The organism is Pinirhizobacter soli, from assembly GCF_015905305.1.
GTDB lineage: Bacteria > Pseudomonadota > Gammaproteobacteria > Xanthomonadales > Rhodanobacteraceae > Pinirhizobacter > Pinirhizobacter soli.
The window spans coordinates 715490-740639 of the sequence record NZ_JADZLQ010000003.1 but is presented as its reverse complement, the minus strand read 5'-3'; the positions used below and the strand labels follow the sequence as shown (position 1 = coordinate 740639).

The 25150-nt window shown below is 65.7% G+C and carries 21 protein-coding genes; 10 read left to right on the top strand and 11 right to left on the bottom strand.

All coding sequences use genetic code 11. The features are described from left to right. Window positions 1-22 precede the first annotated feature (22 nt). A complete protein-coding gene (gene ampE, locus NDK18_RS16535) occupies window positions 23-889 on the top strand; it encodes a regulatory signaling modulator protein AmpE (RefSeq protein ID WP_250628415.1) in 867 nt (288 codons plus the stop codon). Between the two features lie 10 nt (window positions 890-899). Here the strand turns inward: ampE and NDK18_RS16530 are convergent, their stop codons facing one another. The 8 genes from NDK18_RS16530 to NDK18_RS16495 form a co-directional block, all read right to left on the bottom strand. Then, window positions 900-2768, bottom strand: a complete 1869-nt coding sequence (locus NDK18_RS16530) for an MFS transporter (protein WP_250628414.1) — start codon at window positions 2766-2768, stop codon at window positions 900-902. A 109-nt stretch (window positions 2769-2877) separates the two neighbouring features. Further along, on the bottom strand, window positions 2878-4851 hold the full coding sequence (locus NDK18_RS16525) for an RICIN domain-containing protein (protein WP_250628413.1): 1974 nt from the start codon (window positions 4849-4851) through the stop codon (window positions 2878-2880). Between the two features lie 134 nt (window positions 4852-4985). After that, window positions 4986-6263, bottom strand: a complete 1278-nt coding sequence (gene purD, locus NDK18_RS16520) for a phosphoribosylamine--glycine ligase (protein ID WP_250628412.1) — start codon at window positions 6261-6263, stop codon at window positions 4986-4988. A 79-nt stretch (window positions 6264-6342) separates the two neighbouring features. Further along, window positions 6343-7710 carry an AMP-binding protein gene (locus tag NDK18_RS16515; RefSeq protein ID WP_250628411.1) on the bottom strand — a complete coding sequence of 456 codons (1368 nt, stop codon included), beginning with the start codon at window positions 7708-7710 and terminating at the stop codon, window positions 6343-6345. A 36-nt stretch (window positions 7711-7746) separates the two neighbouring features. Then, entirely contained in the window at window positions 7747-8316 is a 570-nt protein-coding gene (tsaC, locus tag NDK18_RS16510; protein WP_250628410.1) for an L-threonylcarbamoyladenylate synthase type 1 TsaC, read from the bottom strand. A gap of 2 nt (window positions 8317-8318) precedes the next feature. Continuing rightward, window positions 8319-10847 carry a DNA topoisomerase I gene (locus NDK18_RS16505; RefSeq protein ID WP_250628409.1) on the bottom strand — a complete coding sequence of 843 codons (2529 nt, stop codon included), beginning with the start codon at window positions 10845-10847 and terminating at the stop codon, window positions 8319-8321. A 95-nt stretch (window positions 10848-10942) separates the two neighbouring features. Further along, on the bottom strand, window positions 10943-12088 hold the full coding sequence (dprA, locus tag NDK18_RS16500; RefSeq protein ID WP_250628408.1) for a DNA-processing protein DprA: 1146 nt from the start codon (window positions 12086-12088) through the stop codon (window positions 10943-10945). A gap of 67 nt (window positions 12089-12155) precedes the next feature. Then, on the bottom strand, window positions 12156-13289 hold the full coding sequence (locus NDK18_RS16495) for a LysM peptidoglycan-binding domain-containing protein (protein WP_250628407.1): 1134 nt from the start codon (window positions 13287-13289) through the stop codon (window positions 12156-12158). Between the two features lie 199 nt (window positions 13290-13488). On the opposite strand from NDK18_RS16495, the gene def reads away from it, so the two are divergent. The 6 genes from def to NDK18_RS16465 are packed head-to-tail and all read left to right on the top strand — an operon-like array spanning window position 13489 to window position 19269. Next, window positions 13489-13992, top strand: coding sequence for a peptide deformylase (gene def / locus NDK18_RS16490; RefSeq protein WP_250628406.1), 504 nt, complete (start codon window positions 13489-13491; stop codon window positions 13990-13992). A gap of 2 nt (window positions 13993-13994) precedes the next feature. After that, window positions 13995-14933 (top strand): methionyl-tRNA formyltransferase, encoded by a 939-nt coding sequence (gene fmt, locus NDK18_RS16485; protein WP_250628405.1) that lies wholly within the window; start codon window positions 13995-13997, stop codon window positions 14931-14933. Between the two features lie 4 nt (window positions 14934-14937). After that, window positions 14938-16260, top strand: coding sequence for a 16S rRNA (cytosine(967)-C(5))-methyltransferase RsmB (rsmB, locus tag NDK18_RS16480; RefSeq protein WP_250626499.1), 1323 nt, complete (start codon window positions 14938-14940; stop codon window positions 16258-16260). 15 nt (window positions 16261-16275) lie between these two features. Then, a complete protein-coding gene (locus NDK18_RS16475; protein WP_250626498.1) occupies window positions 16276-17274 on the top strand; it encodes a glycosyltransferase in 999 nt (332 codons plus the stop codon). Continuing rightward, on the top strand, window positions 17261-18280 hold the full coding sequence (locus NDK18_RS16470) for a glycosyltransferase (protein ID WP_250626497.1): 1020 nt from the start codon (window positions 17261-17263) through the stop codon (window positions 18278-18280). The genes NDK18_RS16475 and NDK18_RS16470 overlap by 14 nt, the downstream gene beginning before the upstream one ends. Then, window positions 18277-19269, top strand: a complete 993-nt coding sequence (locus NDK18_RS16465; protein ID WP_250628404.1) for a glycosyltransferase — start codon at window positions 18277-18279, stop codon at window positions 19267-19269. The genes NDK18_RS16470 and NDK18_RS16465 overlap by 4 nt, the downstream gene beginning before the upstream one ends. Here the strand turns inward: NDK18_RS16465 and NDK18_RS16460 are convergent. Both NDK18_RS16460 and NDK18_RS16455 read right to left on the bottom strand, forming a co-directional pair. After that, a complete protein-coding gene (locus NDK18_RS16460) occupies window positions 19266-20171 on the bottom strand; it encodes a glycosyltransferase family 2 protein (RefSeq protein WP_250628403.1) in 906 nt (301 codons plus the stop codon). The two genes, NDK18_RS16465 and NDK18_RS16460, sit on opposite strands and share 4 nt — an antisense overlap. 107 nt (window positions 20172-20278) lie before the next feature. Continuing rightward, window positions 20279-21079: a glycosyltransferase family 2 protein gene (locus tag NDK18_RS16455; protein WP_250628402.1), complete on the bottom strand. Its 801-nt coding sequence runs from the start codon at window positions 21077-21079 to the stop codon at window positions 20279-20281. A gap of 50 nt (window positions 21080-21129) precedes the next feature. On the opposite strand from NDK18_RS16455, the gene NDK18_RS16450 reads away from it, so the two are divergent. From NDK18_RS16450 to NDK18_RS16440, 3 genes are read left to right on the top strand one after another with little or no spacing between them, the layout of a single operon-like run. Beyond that, on the top strand, window positions 21130-22179 hold the full coding sequence (locus NDK18_RS16450) for a CDP-glycerol glycerophosphotransferase family protein (RefSeq protein ID WP_284691668.1): 1050 nt from the start codon (window positions 21130-21132) through the stop codon (window positions 22177-22179). 35 nt (window positions 22180-22214) lie between these two features. After that, window positions 22215-23921, top strand: a complete 1707-nt coding sequence (locus NDK18_RS16445; protein ID WP_250626492.1) for an ArnT family glycosyltransferase — start codon at window positions 22215-22217, stop codon at window positions 23919-23921. Continuing rightward, window positions 23918-24229, top strand: coding sequence for a tetratricopeptide repeat protein (locus NDK18_RS16440; protein WP_250626491.1), 312 nt, complete (start codon window positions 23918-23920; stop codon window positions 24227-24229). Before NDK18_RS16445 ends, NDK18_RS16440 begins: the two co-directional genes overlap by 4 nt. Here the strand turns inward: NDK18_RS16440 and NDK18_RS16435 are convergent. Then, a complete protein-coding gene (locus NDK18_RS16435; RefSeq protein ID WP_250628401.1) occupies window positions 24219-25124 on the bottom strand; it encodes an LpxL/LpxP family acyltransferase in 906 nt (301 codons plus the stop codon). The genes NDK18_RS16440 and NDK18_RS16435 overlap by 11 nt on opposite strands. Window positions 25125-25150 lie beyond the last annotated feature (26 nt).

The window sequence follows — 25150 nt, the reverse complement described above, 5'->3', positions numbered from 1 at the left end:
ACGCTAAGCTCGACGACACGCCATGGCCCTACGCCTCTTTGCCATCCTGATCGCCCTGTTGCTCTGCCACCTGCTGCCGCAGCTGGCGCGGTGGCGCGACGAACGCTGGTTCCGCGCCTGGGCCGAAAAGCTTTCCGACAGCTCCGGCGCCAGCCGCGTGGCCATCGTGCTGCTCGCCCCGACGATGGCCGTGGCCATCCTGGCGGGGTTGCTGGCCACCACGCGGTTCCTGGACGTGCTGTGGCTGCTGCTGGCCGTAGCCTCGCTCTGCTATGCCCTGGGGCCGGGGGATCTTGACCGGGACATCGACGCGGCCTTGCAGGCCGTCGACCCGCGCGACCGCGACGCCGCCATGGCACGCCTTTCCACCGATGGTGAGCCCATCGCATGGGCCGCCGGGCCCGTGGTGGAAGCGACCTTCTTTGCCGCCCTGCGCCGCCGTTTCGGCGTGCTTTTCTGGTTCGTGCTGCTGGGACCGGCGGGCGCGGTGCTTTACCGGCTGGCGCAGGCGCTCAGCTTCGACGTGCATATCGACATCGACGCGCGCACACGTGCCCCCGCACGCCGCTTTGCCGAAGCCCTCGACTGGCTGCCAGCCCACCTGATGGTATTCGCCATGGCCCTGGTGTCGGATTTCGACGCCGTGATCGGCGCCTGGCGCCGTTGGCATGCGTCGGCCGAACACGCGCGTGGCCAGCTCGATCCCTCGTTCCTGGGTGCCGTGGCACATGCTGGTGTCGACGCCGACATCCAGGCAGGCGATGGTGTTGCCCAGGATGTCAGCGATCCGCTCGAAGAATTGCGCGACGCCAAGCGTGTGACGCATCGCGTGCTGGCCGTATGGCTGGCCTTGATCGCCGTCCTGGTGCTGGCCGGCTGGGCGGCCTGACGATCAATCCCTAGGCAAGCTCGCCGCGAAGCGAGCTGACGCTTTCCCGCAACGATGACGCGTCCGCATGCGCCATCGCCGGCGCTCCGACAAGCTCGATGCGCGACATGAAGCGCCGCGGCAGGCGCATGCGCTTCATCGCCGAATCGCGCCGGCTGAAGAAGCTGCCCCACATGCCCCGCAACGCCAACGGCACCACGGGCACGGGCCGGCGCGCCAGGATGGTTTCCACGCCAGGCCGGAACGGTGCAATGGCGCCATCCCGCGTGATCGCGCCCTCCGGGAAAATGCACACCACTTCGCCATCGGCCAGGGCCTGGTCCACGGCGTCGAACGCCTTGTTCATCAGGTTGAGATCTTCATTGCGGCCGGCAATGGGAATGGCCCCGGCCGTGCGAAAGATGAAACTCAAGATGGGGATGTTGAAGATCTTGTAGTACATGACGAAACGCACTGGGCGGCGCACGCCGGCCATGATCACCAGCGGATCGAGGAAGCTCACGTGGTTGCATACCAGCAGCACCGGGCCTTCCTCGGGAATGTTCTCCAATCCCCGCACTTTCACCCGGTACATCGCATGCACCAGCACCCAGGTCATGAAGCGCATGACGAACTCGGGGACCAGGGTGAAGATATAAATCGCCACGAACGCGTTCAACACCGCCGTGACCAGGAATATCTGCGGCACCGAGAGCCCGAGCACGCCAAGGCCAAGGCCAAGCCCCGACGCCACGCAGATGAAGATGGCATTGACGATGTTGGTGCCGGCGATCACGCGCGAAAGCCGGTCGCGCGGCGTGCGTGACTGCACGAAGGCAAACAGCGGTACCACGAAGAAGCCGGCGAACACGCCGATCATCGTCAGGTCCAGCGCCACGTGCCAGGCGCCCGCCGTTTGCAGGAACCCATGCCAGTCCAGCCCTGCCACGGGCGACTTTCCCGGCCGTGAGAAATACAGGTCGATGCCGAACGCGGTGAGCCCAAAAGCGCCCATCGGCACCAGCCCCACTTCCACCCGCTTGCCCGAGAGCTTCTCGCACAACAGCGAACCGATACCCGTGCCCAGCGAGAACAAGGTAAGCACCAGCGTGTTCACCGAGCCGTCGCCACCCAGGTTCACCCGCGTATACACCGGCAGCTGGGCGATCATCACGGTGCCGAAGAACCAGAACCAGGAAATGCCCAGGATCGCGTTGAATACCGCCTTGTCGGCCCGTGCGATGCGCAGCACGCGGCCTGTCTCGGTGAAGGTGTTGAAATTCACCTTCAGGTCCGGCGCGGCCGCCGGCGCCAGCGGAATCCAGCGGCTGACCAGGTAGCCGGCCACGGCCACGCCGATCGTGGCCGCCGAGGCCGCCGTCGGCCCGTAGCCTGCGATCAGCATCAGGGCGTTGCCGACGATCATGCCGATCAGCATGGCCATCTGCGTACCCATTTCCACCAGGCCATTGCCACCCACCAACTCCGTCGGCTTCAGCGCCTGGGGCAGGATCGAATACTTGATCGGCCCGAACATGGTCGAGTGCATGCCCATCAGAAACAGCACCACCAGCAGCAGGATCACGTGGTGGGTATGAAAGCCGATCGCCGCGATCACCATGGCGGCGATCTCGAACAGCTTCACGTAGCGGATGATCCGCGACTTCTCGTATTTCTCGGCGATCTGCCCCGCGGTGGCGGAGAACAGGAAGAATGGCAGGATGAACAGCGCCGGCGCCAGGTTGGTGTACAGCGCCGCCGTGTCGTTGCCCAGCGACATCTGGAACACCACCAGCATGACCAGCGCATTACGGAAGGCGTTGTCGTTGAAGGCACCCAGTGCCTGCGTCCAGAAAAACGGCGCGAAGCGGCGGGTACCCAGTAGCTTGAACTGGCTCATGCTCGATCCATGGAATGGCCCTGCCTGAAGCTTAGCGGGAACGCCCATGTGTCGTGAATCGACCCGTGGCGGCCTGGCCGCCACGGGTTGCCATCGAACGGAACAGCGGTCAGATGTTGGCGCGGATGGGAATCACACGCCAGGTCTCCTCAGGCCGGATAGCGCGGAACCTGAGCCAATCTTCCGGAATGGGCGATTGCGTGGATCCTGCTCCGATGTTGGGGACGGTGACGCCACGGACGGGCGCCGCGGGATAGTTCGACCAGGGATTGAGCAGGATCTGGTTATGGTTGGTGGGAAGGTCCTGGTAGACGGCGGGATCGGTCACCACACGGGCACGGCCATTGACCACATGCAGTCGCCAGTCGTCGGCTGCGCTATTGAACAGGGTGTAGATGCGGTCCGCCCGCCATTCCCATCGCTGGTTGAGCGCCAGGCTGCACGATCCTACCGTGGCGTCGCCACTGGACGTGTCAAATTGCAGGCAGTTTCCAGTCTGGCCGTTGACGTAGCGACCTTCGGCATCCAGGCGCCAATGGGCCACCCGCGTATTGAGCCAACTGGTCGGACCCGGGCATGAGACAAGCTGCAGGCTTCCAAACGAATCAGACAGGCATGATCCGCCTCCGGCCTGGGACTGGATCAACACGGTAGTCTCGCGACTGAGATAGGGAAGCCTGGACGGCACGTTGATGACCGAGTTCGGTTGTGCCCAGGTGTCACCGACACTGCCGATGGACGATCCAGTGAAGCGAAGATTGCTGACATTGGCTTGCGCGATGATGCGCATGCCACCGGGGTGCCTTGCTGACAGTACCCATCGCGCAAAGGTCTCGGCACTGGCCTGTCTCATCATGGGCGTCACTCGAGCCAGTGATGGTGACCCGCCGAAGTACCCGGCATTGGAAGAGATGGCAGCAGCCAGGTTAAGGTTCCACGTCGCACGGCTACCGAGCGTTGGGCTGGATGCAGCGGCCGCAACGGAATAGTCGCGTACGGAAAAATTGATCGACTGCTCATCCACGTATTCCCGTCCGAACGTAAATCCAAACGACGTCTTGGCCGATGCTTCGGGAACCATCCCTTGCAAGCCTCCCGACATATCCCGCGAGATGTTGAAGCCGTAGCTCGTCGTCGTACGCTGGGTGTCGGTGAATGAAATATCCGTGCTGCCGTTACTCGCGGGATACTGCGATGCCAGGCTGGGCAGCAACACGGGGGTTCCCTCGCTATCCACGATCAGTGTCTGATCAAGACGATAGCTGCCCGGGATGGTAAGCGCTCCCCCGGAAAGGCCATTATTGTTCGGTATGACGTTCCACCTGGACTTGGCTATCACGACGTATTGGTCACGACTGATCGTGGAGTCCCTGATGACATTCACTTCCTGCGTCACCGAGGAGCCCGATCCACGCGGGTCGGTTGCAGTATCGATCATGGTGACCCTTGGCAGCGCGATCGGCTCAACGTCATCTGCCAGGACGACCCGCTGCGTGCGGATGGCCTCACGGGTTTGTCCGGCAACGACCGAAATGGCCTTCTCAAGGCTCTGTGTCGACGAAAGATCCGCGTCGATCGAGAACGACCGGACATTGCCGGCCTTGTCATGGATGTACATGGCCACCGGGGCATTGGTCGTCAAGCCGACGATAGCCGTCGCGGCCTGGCTGGCATCGGTTATCCCGGTGCCATTGAGCACGAGCAATGGCAATCCCGACTCGTACATCCGGCCTGCTTCCTCGCGCACAGCGGGATCGGCAAGTGCACCGGCCCATACCCAGCCGACCATGTCGCCTTGCAAGGCACGGTTCTCCAACTTCGACAGCACCGAGCCGGACGCACCGGGCAACTTCGCCATTCGGGTTGCCGCCTGCACGCCACCACGGTCGAACATGCCCGGCAGCGCATCGAGCGACACCAGGCCAACCTGATCATGAAACGGCAGAGGTAAAGCCAGGCCGGCGTCCACGCCATTCCGGACAGGCGATGGATCCACTGCACCTAGCGGCGCCGCACCCGCCGAGGTGATGCCGACACCCGCTAGCGCAACGGCCGCGGCAATCTGGAGCGTCTTGAATTGCATAGCACTTCCTTGTTGACAGTGCTTGCAAGTTTCAACCATATCCGTGGGCGCCCACATAGGCGCTTTCGCTTACAGCTGTAGGTGATTGGCGGCCATACACTTCGCCTTCACCTACAAACACACCAGGCGCGTAGCTAGGCTAGTGCGCGGTGCGCGATGTCACGCCGATACTGCCGTCCCTCATACGAAATGCCGTCAATGGCCGCATAAGCCAGATCACGTGCCTGCCCCAGCGTGCTGCCCAGCGCGCATACCGTGAGCACCCGGCCACCGGCGGTCATGACGCGGCCATGCGGATCCACGCCGGTACCGGCGTGGAATACCTTGACGTCCGTACCGAAGTCCGCATCGTGCCCGCTGATGATGTCACCCGAACGAACCTTGCCGGGGTAGCCACCCGCTGCCAGTACCACGCCAATGGCGGGGCGATCATCCCATTCGGCAACAGCGGTATCGAGCCTGCCGTCAAGCGCGGCATCGACGAGGTCCACCAGGTCGGACTTCAGCCGCAACATGATCGGCTGCGTTTCCGGGTCGCCGAAGCGCACGTTGAATTCGATCACCTTCGGCGCGCCCTGCGCGTCGATCATGAGGCCTGCGTAGAGGAACCCGACAAAAGTGGCGCCATCGGCCGCCATGCCACGCAGGGTAGGCTCGATAACCTCCCGCATCACGCGCTCCTGTACAGCGACTGTGACGACCGGTGCGGGCGAGTACGCGCCCATGCCGCCGGTGTTGGGGCCCTTGTCGCCGTCGTCGCGGCGCTTGTGGTCCTGGCTGCTGGCCATCGGCAAGGCGTGTTTGCCATCGCTCATGACGATGAAGCTGGCTTCTTCGCCTTCGAGGAACTCCTCGACAACCACGCTCGACGATGCATCGCCGAAGACTTTCTCGCCCAGCATGTCATGCAGGGCCGATTCGGCCTCGGCAAGCGTCATGGCCACCACCACGCCCTTGCCCGCCGCCAGGCCGTCGGCCTTGATTACGATGGGTGCACCCTTCTCTCGCACGTAGGCAAGGGCCGGCGCCAGATCGGTGTGCACGGCGTAGTGCGCCGTAGGGATGCCGTTCCGTTCAAGGAAGGCCTTGGCAAAAGCCTTGGAACCTTCAAGTTGCGCCGCCTTCGCCGAGGGGCCGAAGCAGCGGAGCCCGGCTGCGCCAAACGCGTCGACCAAACCGGCCACCAGGGGCACTTCGGGGCCGACGATGGTAAGCCCCACGTTCTCGGCGCGGGCCAGGGCCAACAGGCCATCGATATCGTTCACCGCGATGGCCGCATTGCGCAGGTGCTTTTCCCGCGCGGTGCCGGCATTGCCCGGCGCGACAATCACTTCCTCGACCCGCGGCGACTGCGCAAGCTTCCAGGCCAGCGCATGCTCGCGACCGCCGCTGCCGATGACGAGGACTTTCATGCACCGCTCCTGAGGACGTACCTACGTAAAGAGGCGCATTGTAGCCGACAGGCGCGTCAAGGCCGCCGATACCGGGCAATTACCCGTGCCGGTGAACCATTTCCAGCAGGACCGCGCGAGGCAGCTTTCCGGTTTCGTTGCGCGGCAACGCATCGACCAGCCGCAACGGCCGGGGCAGGAACACCGGGTCCATGGACGTGCGCAGTTCATCGAGGATGGCGTGCTCGTCCATGCCCGGCGCCACGGCCAGTGCGGCGATGCGCCGGACGCCCATGTGGTCGGCATCGTCAAGCTGGAACACCACGCCGTCGCTCACGCCGTCTACTGCCAGCAGGCGCCGGGTGAGGTCAGCCAGCGAGGCTCGCTTGCCGGCGATTTCCAGCATGTCGGCGTTACGGCCGCACAGGCGGAAGCGGCGCCCGCCGTCGTGAAGCGTGACCAGATCGGCCAGAGCGATCGGCGCGTCCAGCTGCGGCGCATCCACCAGCGTGCCATCAGGCTGCGGGTGCAGGACCACATCGGCGTAGAGCTTCCAGTCTTCATCTTTCGACGTGCGCCGGCTGGCGAACACGCAGGTTTCGGTGGACCCGAAAACCTCGTGGAGCGGCGCACCGAAGCGTGCCTCGGCGGCGCGGGCGAGTTCCAGCGGCATCGGCGCCGTGGCGGAAACCATGGCCGATACGCCGGGCAGGCCGACGTCGGCCTCGACCAGCGCGCGAAGATGCACGGGCGTGGTCACCAGCACGCGCGGGCCTGGCACGCTTTCTAGCGCGGCAGCCACATCCGCGGCGAAGAAGGGACGGCCTGCATGCACGGCCACGTTACCCAGGAGCGGCATCACCACCGACATCTCCATGCCGTACATGTGCTGCGGCGGGACGGTGGCGACAATGGTGAAGGGCGTGCCTACGCCAGCCTCGAGCAGCGCATGATTGCCCGCATTGCTGCATACAAAGGAACCCCAGGTCTTGGGATTGGCCTTGGGCGTGCCGGTGGATCCGGAGGTGTACCCGATAGCCACCAGTTGGTCGGCGGGAACTTCCGGCCACTCCTCGATCAGCGGGATGTCCATATCCAGGACAGGCATCTGCACATAGCCGCGCGGCGACGGGTCGAGTGCAGTATCGCCGATCGCGTAACAGCCCGCGTGCGTGGCCATCACTTCATCGATGGCGCGCGGTGCGCGCGAGGGCGGCAGCAGATTGACCTGGCCGCGAGCAGCCAGCGCGCAGAAGGCCACCAGGAAGGCGTAGCGGTCCTCGCACAGGTTCACCGCGCTGTCGGCGTCGGGCAGGAGCGCTGCGACCACCGCCACATGCGCAACGAAGGTCGCCGCCGAAATCGCCTTGCCGCCTAGCCAGGCGAGCACGCGGTTCGGATCGTCGGCGACAACGAGGGGCAGGCGGCGCGACGCGGTGCCGCTGGCAAGGTCAATCACGCTCGACAAGCGATTATCTCCGGTACGCCACCATGGCGGCGTTGATCATGGACGGATGATAGCGCCCGTCAGCACGTCGCGGATCGACGTGGGACGGTCAAGGCTGCCCAGGGGGGCGTCCAGGATGCCGTCCAGGCCCGCACCGAAGGCTTGCTCCAGGTCGTTCACGCTGCGCGCCGGTGGCTGGCCATGGACATTGGCGCTGGTGGACACCAGCGCGCCGCCGAAGGCGCGACACAGCACCACCACCGGTTCATGCGCGGTGACGCGCACCGCGATGCCCGCATGGGCGCCCGCGATCCAGTCGGGCGCCGCTGCCGCCCGGGGGAAAACCCAGGTGCAAGGCCCTGGCCACGTGGACCAGGCCTCATCGAGCATGGGCAGTGGCACGGCTTCAAGGTCGATATAGGGTTCGACCTGGGCAAAATCCGAAGCAATCAACAACACGCCCATGCCGGCAGGACGGTGCTTGAGCTCGAAAATGCGAGCGAGGGCGGCCTCATTGCGCGGGTCGCAACCGAGGCCGAACACAGCCTCGGTGGGATAGGCCAGCACCCCGCCTTCGCGGAGCTGCTGGCCGGCCCGGTCGATGGTGGCGAGGTCGAAGCGCCGCACTCTCAAGCCTCGGCGGGGGCGGCCTTCTTCACCGCGGCCTTCTTGGTCGCCGCCTTCTTGGTGGCGGTACCGGTGGTCTTCTTCACGGCTTTTTTGGTGGCTTTCTTCGCCGTCTTCTTGCTGGCCGCTTTCTTCACCGTGGCCTTCTTTGCCGGTGCGTCGCCATCGGGCGCAGCCTTTTTGGCAGCGGCCTTCTTGGTAGCCGCTTTTTTCGTCGCCGTCTTCTTCGCTGCCTTGCCACCGCGCGGTTTCTTCACGGGCGCTGCTGCCAGCAACGCGACGCACTCTTCCAGGGTGAGCTCCATCGGCTCCTTGTCCTTGGGAATGCGGGCGTTTTTCTCGCCGTCGCTGATGTACTGGCCGTAGCGGCCATTGAGGATCTGGATGCCGTTGCCGAAATCCTTGGCAATGCGGTTGGCGATGGCCTCGAGCTTTTCCTGCACCAGCTGTTCGGCGCGGGGCAGTTCGATGGTGTACGGATCGTCTTCGGGTTTGAGCGAGGCGTAGGTGCTGCCCTGCTTTACGAATGCCCCGAACCGGCCGATGCCGACTGTGATCTCTTCGCCCGCGGCCGACTGGCCGAGCTTGCGCGGCAACTTGAACAACTCGATCGCCTCGGGGAGGGAGATCGTATGCATGCTCTGGCCCGGGCGCAGGCTGGCGTAGGTGGGCTTGTCCTCGTCGTCCTTGCTGCCGATCTGCGCGTAGGCGCCATACCGGCCCAGGCGCACCGACACGGGCTTGCCCGATTTCGGATCCGCACCCAGTTCGCGAGCGCCTGTAGCCTCGTTGCGGTCGACAGTTTCGGTCTTGTCGTCCACCAGCGCCTTGAACGGCTGCCAGAAGCGCTCCAGCAGCGGCACCCAGGCTTCCTCACCGCGGCTGACGGCATCGAGCTCGTCTTCCAGCTTGGCGGTGAAGTCGTAGTCGACGTATTGCGCAAAGTGGCCGGAGAGGAAATTACTGACCGCACGACCGACGTCGGTCGGCTTGAAGCGGCGGCTATCTAGCAGCACGTACTCGCGGCTCAGCAGGGTCTGGATGATGCTGGCGTAGGTGGACGGACGGCCGATGCCGTATTCCTCCAGCGTCTTGACCAGGCTGGCTTCGGAAAAGCGCGGCGGCGGTTCGGTGAAATGCTGGTCGGCCAGGATGTCGGTGAGGGACACCACGTCGCCCTTCTCCAGGCGTGGGAGGCGGCGCTGGTCTTCGTCGTCTTCGTTTTTCTGGTCGCGGCCTTCCTCGTACACGGCCAGGAAGCCTGGGTCGACGATGGTGGTGCCGGTGGCACGGAAGCTGGAATCGCGCAGCGCGAACTCCACCGACACGGTGTTCATGGTGGCGTGGATCATCTGGCAGGCCACGGTGCGCTTCCAGATCAGCTCGTAGAGCTTGCGCTGATCATCACTCAAGTAACTGGCGACGCTGCGCGGCGTGTGCATGGCGGAGGTGGGGCGCACCGCTTCGTGCGCTTCCTGCGCGTTCTTCGACTTGCTGCGATACACCTGCGGCTCGTCCGGCAACGCCTTGGCGCCGTAGTCGCGCTGGATCAACTCGCGAAGTTCGGTGACCGCATCGACGGAGAGTGCCGTGGCGTCGGTACGCATGTAGGTGATCAGGCCTACAGTGCCCTCGGTACCCAGGGGCACGCCTTCGTACAGGCCCTGGGCCACGCGCATGGTGCGGCTGGTGGAGAACCCGAGCTTGCGCGCGGCTTCCTGCTGCAGCGTAGAAGTGGTGAATGGCGGTGCGGGCCGCCGCTTGCGCTCGCGGGAGGTGACCTCGCTGACGGTGAGCCGGCCCTTGGCGGCCTCGATCAGGTGCTCGCGCGCAGCGTTGGCGTCGGCCTCGTTGGTGAGGTCGAACTGCTCGAATTTCTTGCCACGAAGCTGGGTAAGGCGGGCGGTGAAGGCGCCCTCGGCGTGGGCGAGGTCGGCGGTGACCGACCAGTACTCGCGCGCCTTGAACGCTTCGATCTCTTCCTCGCGCTCGACGATCATGCGCAACGCCGGCGATTGCACGCGTCCGGCGGAAAGGCCGCGCTGCACCTTTCGCCAGAGCACCGGCGACAGGTTGAAGCCGACGAGGTAGTCCAGGGCGCGGCGCGCCTGCTGCGCATCGACCAGGTCGTGCGACAGGCGCCGCGGGGAGGCCACGGCCTCCTTGATGGCACGGGGGGTGATCTCGCTGAAGACCACGCGATGCATTTCCTTGCCCTGGGAAAGCCCGCGCTCGCGCAGGATCTCGCTGATATGCCAGGAGATCGCCTCGCCTTCGCGATCCAAGTCGGTCGCGAGATAGATGGAATCGGCGACTTTCGCCGCCTTGGCGATGGCTTCGACGTGTTTCTCGTTGCGCTCGATCACCTCGTAGGCCATGGCGAAGCCGCGGGTCGGATCGACCGCGCCCTCTTTCGGCCGCAGGTCGCGCACATGGCCGTACGAGGCCAGGACGTGGAAGTCCTTGCCGAGGTACTTGTTGATCGTCTTGGCCTTGGCGGGCGATTCGACGATGAGGAGGTTCTTGGCCATTGACTTGCGATCCTGATGAAGCGTATTCGCGTGTGGGCGCATGCCCATGCACATATATCTAGTTGGAAGCACACTGTTGCCGAACGTGTCAAGCCCTATCGCGGCGGCAGGCGCTGGTAACGGTTCCCGGGCAAGGTGGCGACGATGTCCTCCAGCTCAAGCATCAGCAGCATCGAGGCAAGAGATGTCACTGGCAGTGACGTTCTCGTGACCAGGTCGTCCAGGGGCACTGGATCGTCGCCCATCGCGGCCAGCAGGCGCAGGTAGTCGGGATCGTCACGCCAGGCCGGGGCGGCCATGCCACGGGGCTTGGCGGCCTCGGCGCTGCCAAGGCGGGCGGCCAGTTCCCGACCCAGCTCCAGCGCGGCCGGAGCAAGCACCTGGACCACGTCGTCGGCCCGCTGCACCAGCCGGGCACCATCGGCGATGAGCTGATGGCAGCCTTCAGCCAAGGGGTTATGGATGGACCCAGGCACGGCGAACACCTCGCGCCCCTGCTCGGCGGCGAATCGGGCGGTAATCAGGGAGCCGGATTTTTCCCCCGCCTCGATCACCAGGGTGCCCAGGGACAGCCCGGCGATGATCCGATTGCGCCGGGGGAAGTGGTCCGGCCGCGCCGAGGTGCCGGGCGGAAACTCGGTGGCCATGGCGCCCTGGTCCACGATCGCCCGTGCCAACGCCAGGTGCTTGCGTGGGTAGACGCGGTCGGGGCCGGTGCCCACCACCGCGATGGTTGGCCCACCGGCTTCCAGGGCCGCCGTGTGGGCCGCGCCGTCCACCCCATCGGCCAGGCCACTGGTGACCACCAGGCCCGCGGCGGTGAGGTCGCGGGCGAAGGCACGGGCGTTGGCCAGGCCCACGGGCCCCGCGCTGCGCGAGCCGATCACCGCCACCTGGGGCCGGAGCAGCAATGAGGCATCGCCGGCCACCCACAAGGCCACCGGGGCCGGCGTGATGGCCTCCAGCTGGGGCGGAAAGTCTTCGTCGGTGCAACGGAGCAGGCGGTGTCCGGGTTCGGCCATCCAGGCAAGGTCGGCTTCGATCCTTGCTTCATCCGGTGCGGCAAGCCATGCAGCACCTGCCCCGGCGACGCGGTACGCCCCCGGGCGCCGTGCCACGCGATCCAGCGCCGACGTGGCGCTGCGGCCGGCATCGACCAGCAGCTGGCGAAGTCGGGAGGCGGAGAGGCCTGGAGTGCGCAACAGCAGCACCCAGGCGCGATCGTTGTCGAGGTCGGCCATCGGCTCGAGTCTAGAAAAAAAACGGCGCGGCCAGGGCCGCGCCGTCGTGTCAGCCGTGGCGGTTGCGTTACTGCGGGGCCACCAGGTTGTCGCCCTTGTGGATCGGCCGCAGGCCATCCATCACCAGCGCATAGCTGACCTTGTCGAAGGTGCGGAACACCATCACATGGCCGCCATATTCATCGGGAAGCTGCACGTCGCGGCCACTGCCACGGATGAAGCTGTCATGCCCGACGTCGTCGGGGACCTTATCGCCCTTGCTCATGATGGTGAAGGTCGTGCCGTTATCGATGCCATCGCGGGCGCCGACCGACAACGCCACCACCTGCTTGCTGCCGACAGCGGCCATGGCATCGCTGGTGAAGGCGATGACCTTGCCGTTGGCCGGCATCGTCTTGGGCGCGTGCGGGTAGTAGTAAGGATCGTAGGGATGGTCGTCGACCGGCAGCAGGCGGTCGCCCGGGCGGACTTCCCGAGTGGAATCGACCAGCAGCAACGAAGCCGGATCGCCTTCCTTCAGGAGCTCGGCGGTGCCGATGACGGTGACCTCGGTACCCAGCTCATCGCCGCGGCCGGTGTGGCCGTCGTGGCGGGTGTCCTCGGACCAGGGGGTGCTTTGCATCTGCACGCTGGCGTCGAGCTCGTCGCCCACGATCGGGCCGATGGAGCCGTCGCCCTCGTCGGCGAAGCCGCGGAAGATATGGGTGGGACGGACCACCGCGAAGCGCTGGCCCGGACTGCCGACCAGGTCGCCGCGGACGTAGATCTTCTGCCCCGGCGTGGCACGCAGCCGACCCTCTTCCGAGGCCATCACGTAGGGAGCATCCTTGACCTGGTCCGAGTCCATCACCCGCATGTCCTTGAGGAAAATCTTCAAGTCTTTCAGCGGGATGGCCGTGATCGCCTCGTCGTCCTCGCGGACACGGGGCTGCAGGCCCAGATGGGGATTGCCCCCCAGCATCGACAGGTTCAGGACGTCGCCCGGGTAGATCAGGTGCGGGTTACGGACCTGCGGGTTGGCCTGCCAGATTTCCGGCCATAGCCAGGGCTTCTGCAGGAACTTCGCCGAGATCGCCCACAACGTATCACCCCGGCGCACCGTGTAGGTGTCAGGATGCCCGTCGCGTAGCTGCGCAGCCGCCGCATATGCGGCCACGGTAAAAAACATGCTGCCCAGCAGCACGGTGAGCTTCTTGATCATGACGGGTTTTTCCCCCTGCCCCGGTTCCAGCGCGAGTGTAGCTTATTGGTTAAACGCTGCAAGATGAAGATCTTGCGGCCACAACGTTACAATGGACCCGACTTTACCCGCAGGCACGCCTTGGATTTCGCCGACCTGCCCGCATTTTTTCGGCTTCATCACCCTTTTTCTGTAGCTGCTACGTGCCCAGGTGCCCTTCGTGTCCGTCCTGACCATCATCGAATACCCCGATCCGCGCCTGCGCACCGTTGCGGAACCTGTCACCGTGTTCGACGGGGAACTGGCCACCTTCGTCCAGGACATGTACCAGACGATGTACGAATCGGACGGGGTAGGCCTGGCCGCGACCCAGGTGAACGTGCACAAGCGCGTACTGGTGGCCGACATGAGCGCCGATCGCAACGAGCGCCTTTGCCTGATCAACCCGGAGATCCTCGAGAAAGAAGGCTCCCAGGTGTACCAGGAAGGCTGCCTGTCGTTCCCGGGCATCTATGCCGACGTCACCCGCGCGCTGAAGGTGAAGGTGCGCGCCCAGGATGTCACCGGCGCCGAGTTCATCGTCGAGGCCGAAGGTCCGCTGGCGGTTTGCATCCAGCACGAGATGGACCACCTGGCCGGCAAGGTCTTCGTCGATCATCTCTCGCCGCTCAAGCGCAGCTTGCTGCTCAAGCGCATGGAGAAACAGCGCCGCCAGGCGAGCTGACGGTGCCTGCCCAGCCGCTTCGGATCGTTTTCGCCGGCACCCCGGACTTCGCCGTACCCTGCCTTGCCGCGTGCCTTGCCAGCGGCGCGCAGTTGCTGGCCGTCTACACGCAGCCAGACCGCCCGGCCGGACGCGGACGCAAGCTCAGTCCCAGCCCGGTGAAGATGGCAGCGCTCGATGCCGGCATCACGGTGGAGCAGCCAGAGTCGTTGAAAGACGACCAGGTGCGCGCGCATCTGGCCGCTTACCAGCCGGACCTCATGGTGGTGGTGGCCTATGGGCTGATCCTGCCGCGCAAGGTGCTGGCGATCCCGCGCCTGGGTTGCTGGAACGTGCACGGCTCGCTGCTGCCACGGTGGCGCGGCGCGGCTCCGATCCAGCGCGCCGTACTGGCGGGCGACCGGGAAACCGGCGTCGACCTGATGCAGATGGAAGCGGGCCTGGATACCGGCCCCACGCTGATTCGCCGTAGCACCCCGATCACCCGCGACGACACCGGCGGCAGTGTGCACGACCGCCTGGCGGAGCTAGGGGCCGAAGCGCTTGCCGAAGGATTGGCGCGTGTGATGGCCGGTGAAGTACTCACGCCCACGCCACAACCTGCTGAAGGCGCCACCTACGCTCATAAGCTGGACAAGGCTGAAGCGCTGCTCGATTTCAACCTCCCGGCGCTCGACCTGGAACGCAAGGTACGTGCCTTCGATCCATGGCCCGTGGCCGAAGCGGACATTGCAGGCGAGCGCGTGCGCGTGTGGGATGCGCGGGCCATGCCATGGGCCGGTGACACCGCGCCGGGAAGCGTCGTCAATGCCTCGCGCCAGGGCATCGACCTTGCCAGCGGCGAGGGCATGTTGCGCATCACCTCCGTGCAACGCGCCGGCGGCCGCCGCATCGCGGCGGCGGATTATCTAAACGCACGCACCGAACTGCGGACACCTTAGAGCCATGGCGCGCAAGCCGCCCACGCCTACCGACACCCGTGCCCTGGCGGCGCTGGCCCTCGCCGAGGTCGCCCTGCATGGCAAGTCGTTGCGTGATGCACTCGATCGCCACACCCGGGCCCTGCCCGACAGTCGCGACCGCGCCCTGCTGACCGCCCTGCTCAACGAAGGCGCGCGTTGGTGGATCCGCTTCGATGCCGCGCTCGACATCCTGCTCGAACGCCCGTTGCGACAAAACGAACCGGCGGTCCACGCCCTGATGGTGATCGGCCTGGTCCAGCTCGAAGTGCTGGAGATGGCGCCGTATGCCGCGGTGGCGGCCACGGTGGAGGCCGCTCGCGCGCTGCATCGCCCGCGCCACGCCAATCTCGTCAATGCCGTGCTACGGCGTTGGCAGCGCGAACGCGTAGCCTTGCTGGCGCGCCTGGATGAAGACCCGGCCACGCGCAGTTCGCATCCGGCCTGGCTGGTCCAGGCCATCCAGGCCGATTGGCCCGACCAAGCCGTGGCGGTGCTCGACATTGCCAATCTCGAACCCCCGCTGATGCTCCGGGTAAACCGCCGCCGCGCCCAGCGCGAGGCAGTGATCCAGGCGCTGGTGGGCGACGCCCATGAGGCCCACGCCCACTCCTGGCTTGCCGACGCCATCGTGTTGCCGCACAGCACCGACGTGACCCGCCTGCCCGGTTTCGACGAAGGCCTGTTCGCAGTTCAGGATGGTGCAGCGCAGATCGCCGCCGATGTGCTGGACCTTGCCGACGGCCAGCGCGTACTCGATGCCTGCGCGGCCCCCGGTGGCAAGGCCTGCCACGTACTCGAACGCGCCGACGTCACCTTGGTCGCCGTCGAGCACGACATCCACCGCGTGCCGCGGATCGAACAAAATCTGACACGGCTGGGGCTGGCCGCGCAGGTACTTGCCGGCGATGCCGGCGAGCCGGCGACATGGTGGGACGGCAAACCGTTCGACCGCATCCTGATCGATGCACCGTGCTCGGCCAGCGGCGTCATCCGGCGCCGGCCCGACGTACGGCTGCACCGCCGCCCTTCGGACATCGCCACACTGGGTTTGCAGCAGCGGCGCATCTTGGCGGCGTGCTGGCCGCTGCTGTCCCCCGGCGGCCGCCTGGTCTACGCCACCTGTTCGCTCCTGCGCGCCGAGAACGAAGCGGTGATCGGCGATTTCCTGCGCGACACGCCCGACGCACGCATCGTGCCCCTGTCGCTTGCCGATGGCCGGCCGGCCGGGGCGGGGTGGCAAATTCTTCCCGGCGATGGCGACCTCGACGGCATGTACTATGCAGCGCTTACCAAGGTGCCCGACTGACGGGCCAGGCGCCCGATGGTCCAGTCCGCTCCAGACCGCTTGAAGATCCAACTGATCGCCCGCGACAACGGCGCGGGGCTGACGCGCGACCTCGCCGTGCTTGCCGAGGTGCTCGAAGCCTCTGGCTGCCAGGTGACGGTGCGGGCGCTCGGCCACCGCGGCCGCATCGGCACGGCACTGCGCATGATGAAGGCGAAGCTCAGGCGGCGACTGAAGCTGCGCCCCCGCTTCGACATCAACCTGATGCTCGAGCGGGTACGCCCGGAATTCTTCGGCAGCGCGCGCCACGAGGTGCTGGTACCCAACCCCGAGTGGTTCAACGACGACTGGAAACCGTTTCTGCCGGCGTTTTCCCTGGTGCTGGCCAAGACCCGCCACGCCGAACGGATCTTTGGCGAACTGGGCTGCCGCACGCGTTACGTGGGCTTCGTGGCACCAGACCGTTACCGCCCCGGCCTGGTGGCGCCCCGCGCCGGATTCCTCCATGCGCCCGGCCGCAGCGGCAACAAGGGCAGCCACGCGCTGCTTGGGCTTTGGGCGGCGAACCCGCACTGGCCGATGCTTACCCTCATCTGGCGGCGCAAGCGCGTGGACATCGATCCGCTCCCGGCCAATGTCATCTGGCACCGGGAATATGTGCCTGACGACGAACTGCTACGGTTGCAGAACACCTTGCGCTTCCATCTGTGCCCGTCGCGCACCGAGGGCTATGGCCATTACCTTGCCGAAGCGCTGGGTGCCGGCGCCGTCACCATCACCACGGACGCCGAGCCGATGAACGAACTGGTGACCCCCGAACGCGGCGTGTTGGTGAAGGCCCATCCCGCAGGAAAGCAAGCCCTGGCCACGCTCTACGACTACGAGCCGGAGGCCATGCGCCAGGCCATCGAACACTGCTTGTCGATGGAACCAGCGGAAGTGACGCAGTTGGGCCGGGCCGCCCGGACATGGTTCGAAGACAATCGCCGCGATTTTGCCACCCGCCTTCTCGAGGCCCTGCATGGGCTCGACTAAACGCCGGGTGCAGTTGATCGCGCGCGACAACGGTGCCGGTCTTTCGCGCGACCTGCGCCTGCTCGAAGGCATCCTGAAAGATTTCGGCTACCGCGTGGTGGTGCTAAAACTCGGTAACCATGGTCGTCTGTCGCATCGCCTGCACCGGTTGGGCGTGCGCCTGTCGCGACTGGCCGGCGGATGGCTGCGTGGTGAGGGCAACGCCCGCTTCGACCTGAACCTGATGATCGAGCAGGTACGGCCTGAGTATCTCGGGCAGGCGCGTCGCAATGTGTTGCTGCCCCACCCGGAATGGTTCAATCAGGCCTCCCGGCGCGCCTTGCCTGGCATCGACCGGGTGCTGGCCAAAACACGCCACGCCGAACGCCTGTTCGGCGAACTGGGCTGCGACACCCAATGGGTGGGTTTTCTCGGCGCCGACCATCGCCGCGTGGGTGAACAGTACCGTCGCCGGGAATTCCTGCATGCGCCAGGTGTCAGCGGCAACAAGGGCAGCGAGCGCCTGCTCATGCTGTGGAACCGGCATCCGGAATGGCCCAGGCTCACCCTGGTATGGCGCCGCAAGCTCGAACACCCACCGACAGTGCCGGCAAACGTCACCTGGCTCACCCACTACGTGCCGCAGGATGAACTGCTGGCTCTGCAGAACGACATCCTGTTCCATCTTTGCCCCTCGCAAACCGAGGGCTACGGCCATTACCTGGCTGAATCGGTGAGCACCGGCAACGTGGTGATCACTACGGATGCCGAACCGATGAACGAGCTGGTCACCGCCGGGCGCGGCGTGTTGGTAGCGGCCCATGCGGTGGGCACGCAGGACCTCGCCACGCTGTTCGATTTCGACGATGCCGCGATGGAAGCAGCGATCGAACGCTGCATCGCCATGGACGATGCGCAAGCCACGCGCCTTGGCACGGCGGGGCGCGCATGGTACGACGACAACCGCCGCGGTTTCCTCGAACGCTTCCGACACGCCCTGGACAACCTGATGGCCAAGCCGCCATGACCACCGTGCGCATCGTCGCCCGCGACAACGGTTTCGGCCTTTCCGGCGAGATCGCCACCTTGCGTGGCGCACTGACCGAGCTCGGCTGCCATGTCACCGTGATTTCATTGGGCGAGGCCGCCGAACACGAACGCTGGCGCCTGGGCGACAAGCGCCTGCGATCGCGTCTGATGGCCCGGTGGCACCGGCGCCCGCGAGGCGGCCAGGTCGACATGAACCTGATGTTCGAGCACGTATGGCCAGCGCAAATGGGCATGGCCCGGAAGAACATCGTGCTGCCCCATCCGGAATGGTTCGACAACAAGGACGTACGCCACCTTCCATGGGTGGACCAGGTATGGACCAAGACCCGTCATGCCGGCGACCTGTTCGCACCGTTCGGCCGTCCGACGCGTTTTATCGGTTTCGATAGCCGCGATCGCATGGATCCTTCCGTACCGCGAGAACGAGCGTTCTTCCACCTGGCCGGGGCCAGCCCGCTCAAGGGAACGCTGCGACTGATGCACGAATGGGCCGCCAACCCGCACTGGCCCACGCTAACCGTGGTGCGCAACAAGCCGGGACCGAAAGATCCGCAGGCGCCCAATATCCGCGTACTTGCCGGCTACTGCGAAGAGTCGGAGTTGCAGCGCCTGCAGAACGCGCACCTGTTCCACCTGTGCACTTCGCGTACCGAAGGCTATGGCCACTACATCACCGAGGCGATGAGCGTGGGCGCCGTGGTGATTACCGTGGACGCGCCGCCGATGAACGAACTGGTGACATCCGAACGCGGCCTTCTAACCGCCGCCACCGCCGGCGACATGCATGCCCTGGCCACGCTGTACGACTTCGACAAACCCGCATTGGCCAGCTGCATGGCGCGTGCCATGACGATGGGCGACGACGAGATCGCACGGCTTGGTGGAGCGGCACGCGCGTGGTTCGCGCAGAACAAGGCCGGGTTCGGCGAACGCCTGAGCCAAGCGCTGGCTGGCGTGACCCTCTAGCCGACCGCGACCGACGCGCGCAGCGGTTCGTATCGCTCCGCGCGCATGCCATCGAGCTGGATGACGGCGTCGGCGGCTTCCTCGATATGGGTATCCAGGCCGCGCAACGCCCGTATCGTGCCTTGGGCCCGCGTCTGCGCGAGGATCTGGTTATTGGGCATGGACATATCGTTCGGGTCGGCCGGTGCCCGCGATGGATGGTCCAGGTGTACAGCGAGGGCCGCGAATTTCAGCTGCCTGCGTTGGCGGCCGAGGTTGTCCAGGCGAGCGGCCAGTTCCAAGTCTTCGCTGCCATAGCCCTCCATGCGCTCATCGAAGCCGTTGACGGCCATGAGGTCATCCTTCCAGAAACTCATGTTGCAGCTCATGACCCGCCCGCCGCGCCGTGCCCGCGCCTTGAAGGCGGCAAGCCAGGGATGGCGCAGGGCATACAGGCGCCGTGAGCCGCTGCTGCGGCGGAAGTCGCCATCCACCAGCGGGTGGTAATGGGCGCTACCACCGGCAAGCAATCGCGTGGTCTCGCGCGCCGTCACGCACAGGCGGCCGCCCTGCAGGTAGAAGCCCGGCTGGGCGAAACGCATGTGATCGGCGATGAAATGGGGGTGCAGCACCATATCCCCGTCGATGAGAATAATGTAATCGCCTTTGGCCGCCACGATGCCGCGGTTCCGCGCCCGCGCGGCACGGAAGCCCAGGTCTTCCTGCCACACATGGCGCAGCGGAATGCTGAACTCCGGCGCCTGCGACGCGATCAGCCCGGCGGTGTCGTCATTGGAGCCGTCGTCGGCCACGATGATCTCATCGGGCATGAGGGTTTGCCGGCGCAAAGACTCAAGCACCAGCGAAAGGGCCGAAGCCCAGTTATATGTCAGCACTACGATGCTTATGGTTGCTTCGCTCATGCCTTGACCCGCCCGGGAAACGAAAACCGGCACGCGGCCGGGAAATTGATCTTAGGTTTTCTCGTCCATGGTGCCCCTGGCTGCATTCATCCGGCTTTCCCCAACTCTTAAGGCCGGTATCCGTGTTGCAGCAGCCACAACTTTACGAACTTGCGTCGTACGTATTCGATTCTCACCAGCGCGTACAAAAGCCCGCGCCAGCCATCGAGGAATCCTGCGCGAAAAACGTAACCCCTCAGGAAACGCCACGCGGGACTGAACAGGATTTGCCCTACATTGGCGCGTTTTCCTGCCGCAAACAAGTGTTCGGCCATCATCTGGGCGTAGCGCTCCTGTTTTCCCAGCTGTTCAGCGAGCGAGCGATAGGGGTGGTGCTCGAGGTTTCCGGGCAGCCGGCCGATGGCGCCATCAACGCTTACAGCCTCATGGATCTCCCGTTTTCCGCGCCATCCGCCCTGCCTGCGATCGAACAGACGCAGCACGCGATCGGGGTAGGCATTGCCGTGGCGGAGGAACTTGCCGAAATATTCCGACAGGCGGGCAAAGCGATAGCCCGCCATGCCGGGGAAACCCTTCGCGTGGGCGGTTTGGATCGCCTGGCGCAAGGTTGCATCGACGCGTTCATCGGCGTCCAGGCACAGCACCCAGTCGTGCCGGGCCTGCGATACGGCGAAATCCTTCTGCGAACGAAATCCTGTGAAGGCGCGGTCGATCACGCGCGCGCCGCGGGCGCGGGCAAGGTCGGCGGTGCCGTCGGTGGAACCGGAATCCACCACTACGATGTCGTCGCAGAAGGCGAGCGAATCCAGGCACGCCCCGATGCGGTCGGCTTCGTTGAAAGTGATGATGCAGGCGGACAGCGGGATGTTGGTCATCGATGCGATGGTCGGGCCATGGGCATCGCGCATAATGCCAGCTTCGCCGCGACCGGACCTGATCGAACGTGCCCACCAGCCTGATGCTCGCCACCGAGCTCTATGCCCTGCCGATCCTGCGGCCGCTGGCTGCGGCAGCGCTGGCGCGCGGGCACGAGGTGGGCTGGATCGTCACCGACCGCGTGGCCGCCCAGCTGGCGCCGGACGAACGCAGGCTTGCCACCTGGCGCGCCGTCGAAGCCAGCGGCGCCCAGGCGGTGTTTTGCGCGGCCAACTGGGTATCGCCGCGCCTGCCGGGCACCAAGGTGCAGGTGTTCCATGGGTTCAACGCCGAGAAACGTGACCCCGGCCGCGGTCATTTCGCCCTGCGGGGATTTTTCGACCTGTACCTGACGCAAGGCCCCGCCACCACCGCGCCGTTCGAACAGCTCGCTCGCGAGCATGGCTATTTCGCCGTGCGTGAAACCGGCTGGCCCAAGCTTGATCCGCTGTTCAAACCGGCCGCACCGTCGGCGGACCTGAATCCGCACGATGGCCGCCCGGTGGTGATGTTTGCCTCGACCTTCAGCCATCGCTTGAGCTGCGCGCCGCTCGTGCTGGATACGCTCCGCCAGCTGGTGGCCCGCGGTGACCGCTATTGGCTGCTTACCCTGCACCCGAAGTGCCCGCCCGAGCTCTTCGAGGCCTATCGCAGCCTGGCCGGACCGCATGCCCGATTCGAGGAATCCGGGCGGTTGATGGACATGCAGCGGGCCGCCGACGTATTGCTATGCGATACCTCGTCGGTGCTGCACGAATTCGCCGTGCAGCTCAAACCGGTGGTGACGGTGCGCAACCGCCTGCCCAAGCCGTTCATGCTCGACGTGCAGGATCCAGGCGAGATCGACGGCGCCATCACTACCGCCTTGTCGCGTCCGGAAGCCCTGATGCAGGCCGTGCGCGACCACGCCGATGCCATCCATCCCTGGCGTGATGGACGCTCGTCCGAGCGCATGCTGGACGCGGTGGACGCCTTCCATCGGGGCGAACTTGGGGCCCTGAAGCGCAAGCCCTTGAACCTGGTGCGCCGCTACAAGGCCTGGCGGGACATCCAGGAACTGGTCGGCCACGTGGATTCCACTCCCGCGGGGTAGAATCCCGGCCATCCACCACGAGCGGACTCCCGCCCTTGCAGCCAAGCAGCTTTTCCCGTCGCGAACATCTCCGCGCCCTGTGGCCGTGGCTCCCTGTCTGGACCCTCGTGGCGCTGGTGGGAATTTTCTCCCATGGCCCGATGCCGATGTATTCCACGCGCACGCTGGCCGTGGCCTGGGAAATGTGGAACCAGCACCACTGGCTGGTGCCGCACAACAACGGCGAGCCATACAGCGAGAAGGTGCCGCTGGTGTTCTGGATGATCCACGCCGGCTGGCTCGTGTGGGGCGTGAACGACATCTGGCCGCGCATCCTGGAAGTGATCTACGGCGGCGCCCAGTTGATCCTGGTGTCGGTCCTGGGTCACCGCCTGTTCCCGAACCGCGCCTGGGTGGCCAAGGCGGCACCGTGGCTGCTCATGTCGCTGGCCTACGCCTTCTTCTTCGGCCTGCAGATCATGTACGACGTGCTGCTGGCGGTGTGGGTACTGGCGGCATTGCTATGCCTTACCCCGCGTGCCGATCGCAGCGAGCCGCGCTGGCTTTTCTTCGCGCTGTTCATTGGCCTGGGTCTTTTGACCAAGGGTCCGGTGATGCTGCTGCACGTGGTGTTCCCGTGGCTCCTGGGTCCGTTGTGGAACGATTGGGCGCGAGCGAACCGTGGCCGCTGGTATGGCCGTGGCGTGGCCGCCCTGCTGGGTGGTTTCGCCATCCTGCTGTGCTGGGCGCTGCCGGCGGGCTTCAGCGGCGGTGAGGCTTACCGCCAGCGGTTGTTCTTCACCCAGACGGCCGGCCGCGTGGTGGACGCGTTCGACCATGCCGAACCGTTCTGGTTCTACGCCATGTGGCTGCCGGCGCTGCTGTTCCCGATCATCGCCTGGCCGCGTGCCTGGGCGGCGGTGGCAAGCCTGCGCCGTCCGCTGGATCCTGGCGTGCGCTTCGCGCTGTGCTGGATCGTGCCGGTATTTGTGTGCTTCTCGCTGATCAGCGGCAAGCAGCCGTATTACCCTCTGCCGGAATATGCCGGCTTTGCGTTGCTGGTGGCGGGCGCGGTATCGAGTTTCCGCGAGAAGCGTCCGGACCTTGCCTTCAACTACGCCCTGGGCACCTGGCCGCTGGCGCTGGGCGGGTTCGCGGTGGCGGCGGGCATGTTCATCCTGCCGAACCTGGTGGAAAGCGGCCAGGCGCACGATTCCTGGTTCGTCGACTTCTCCCATTACAGCCGCTACTTCGCCATCGTCTATTTCATCCTGGGCGCCCTGCTGTTGCTGCGCGGTCGTGGCGAAACCCGTCGTCTGGCGATCGCCGGACTGGTGGGCACGCTGGCGCTCAATACGCTGTTCACGCTCAGCTCCTGGCAACGCTTCGACCTAACGCCCGCGGCCGTGTACCTGGGCCGCGCGCAGGCCGAAGGCAAGGCCGTGGGCAACCTTGCCTACTACGAAGGCCAGTTCCACTTCGCTGGCCGCATGGATCAACCCGTCACGCGACTTCGCGAAGGCCAGGAACTGTTCGATTTTGCCAAGGCGCATCCCGATGGCCTGGTGGTGACCTATGGCACCAAGCTCGACTCGGACGAACTTCGTTATGCCCAGCTGGTGCAGCCGTTCCGCTCCGACTTCCTGGTGATCTGGAAGGCGGCCGCATTGGCCGCCCTCCGCCAGGGCCACCAGCCGGCGGAACCGGCCACGTCCACCTTGATCTACCCCCCGGGCTACTGGCGCTACAAAGCCCTCAAATGAGCCGCGTCGAGGCCCTGCGCAAGCAACTGGACGGTCCGCGCGATGGTGCCCTGCTGCGGTTTTCGCTGGGCTCGGCCCTGTTAGAGGACGGTGATACCGCCGAGGGGATCGTGCAGCTGCATCGCGCGGTCGCTTTCGATGCGGACTACTCCGCTGCCTGGAAGCTGCTTGCCCGGGCACAGGCAGGCAGCGGCGACACCGCGGCCGCCATTGAAAGCTACGAGCACGGCATTGCCGCCGCGCAGCGCCGCGGCGACAAGCAAGCGGAAAAAGAAATGACGGTCTTCCTCCGGCGACTTACGCGCTAGCGGGCTGTTGCCGGCGCGAATACGGCGAAGGGCGGTCGTCGGCGCTATAGCGCTTGTAGTGCCACTGGTATTGCGCGAATGCCAGCTCCACGCACTGCTCCACGCCCCGGTTCAGCGCTGCACAGGCGATCTTGAGGTCGGCTGCGACAAGGCCGTCGGGCGCCGGCAGGATATGGATGCGGAACCCCTCGCCGTCGGGCAGGCGTTCGGCAAAGCTGAAGAGCACCGTAGCGCCGGTGCGCGCTGCCAGCCGCGGTAGCAAGACCATGGTTAGAGCCTCCACCCCGAAAAACGGGGCGAATTCACCCTCGCCGGCGCGGGGCTTCTGGTCGGGCAGGATGCCCACGGTGCCGCCGGCAGCCAGGCGCTTGTAGAGCGTGCGGACACCGGCACCTTCCGCGCGCACCTGTTCGGGCGCCAGTGCGCCGCGCACCTTGCGCAGCAGCGTTTCCACCGCCGCCACCCGCGGCGGACGGTAGAGGATGGCCATCGGCGTGCGACTGCATAGCCAGTAGTTCAGAAGCTCCCAGCAACCTAAGTGCGGCGCGGCGATGATGGTGCCCTTGCCGCTGGCGATCGCCGCCTCGAACAGCTCAAGGCCACGCACTTCGCGCACCAGGCCCAGCGCCTTTTGCGCGCCGCCGCCCCAGATATTGGCCATTTCGGTGAGCGAGCGGCCGCTTTCTTCCATGGTTTGCTTAAGCAGGGCGGCTTGCGCCGTATCATCCAGCGCCGGGCGCACCAGCTTCAGGTTCACCGCCGTATGACGTGCCGCCTTGCTGTGCAGGGCCAGCGACAACCGGCCGATGGCATCGCCCAGCCGGTGCATGGCCTTGAGCGGCAACAGGCTGAAAAGCCGCAACAACAGGTAGACGAGGTAGATGTCGGGACGCATCCGCCCATGGTAACCCGGCGCCGCTT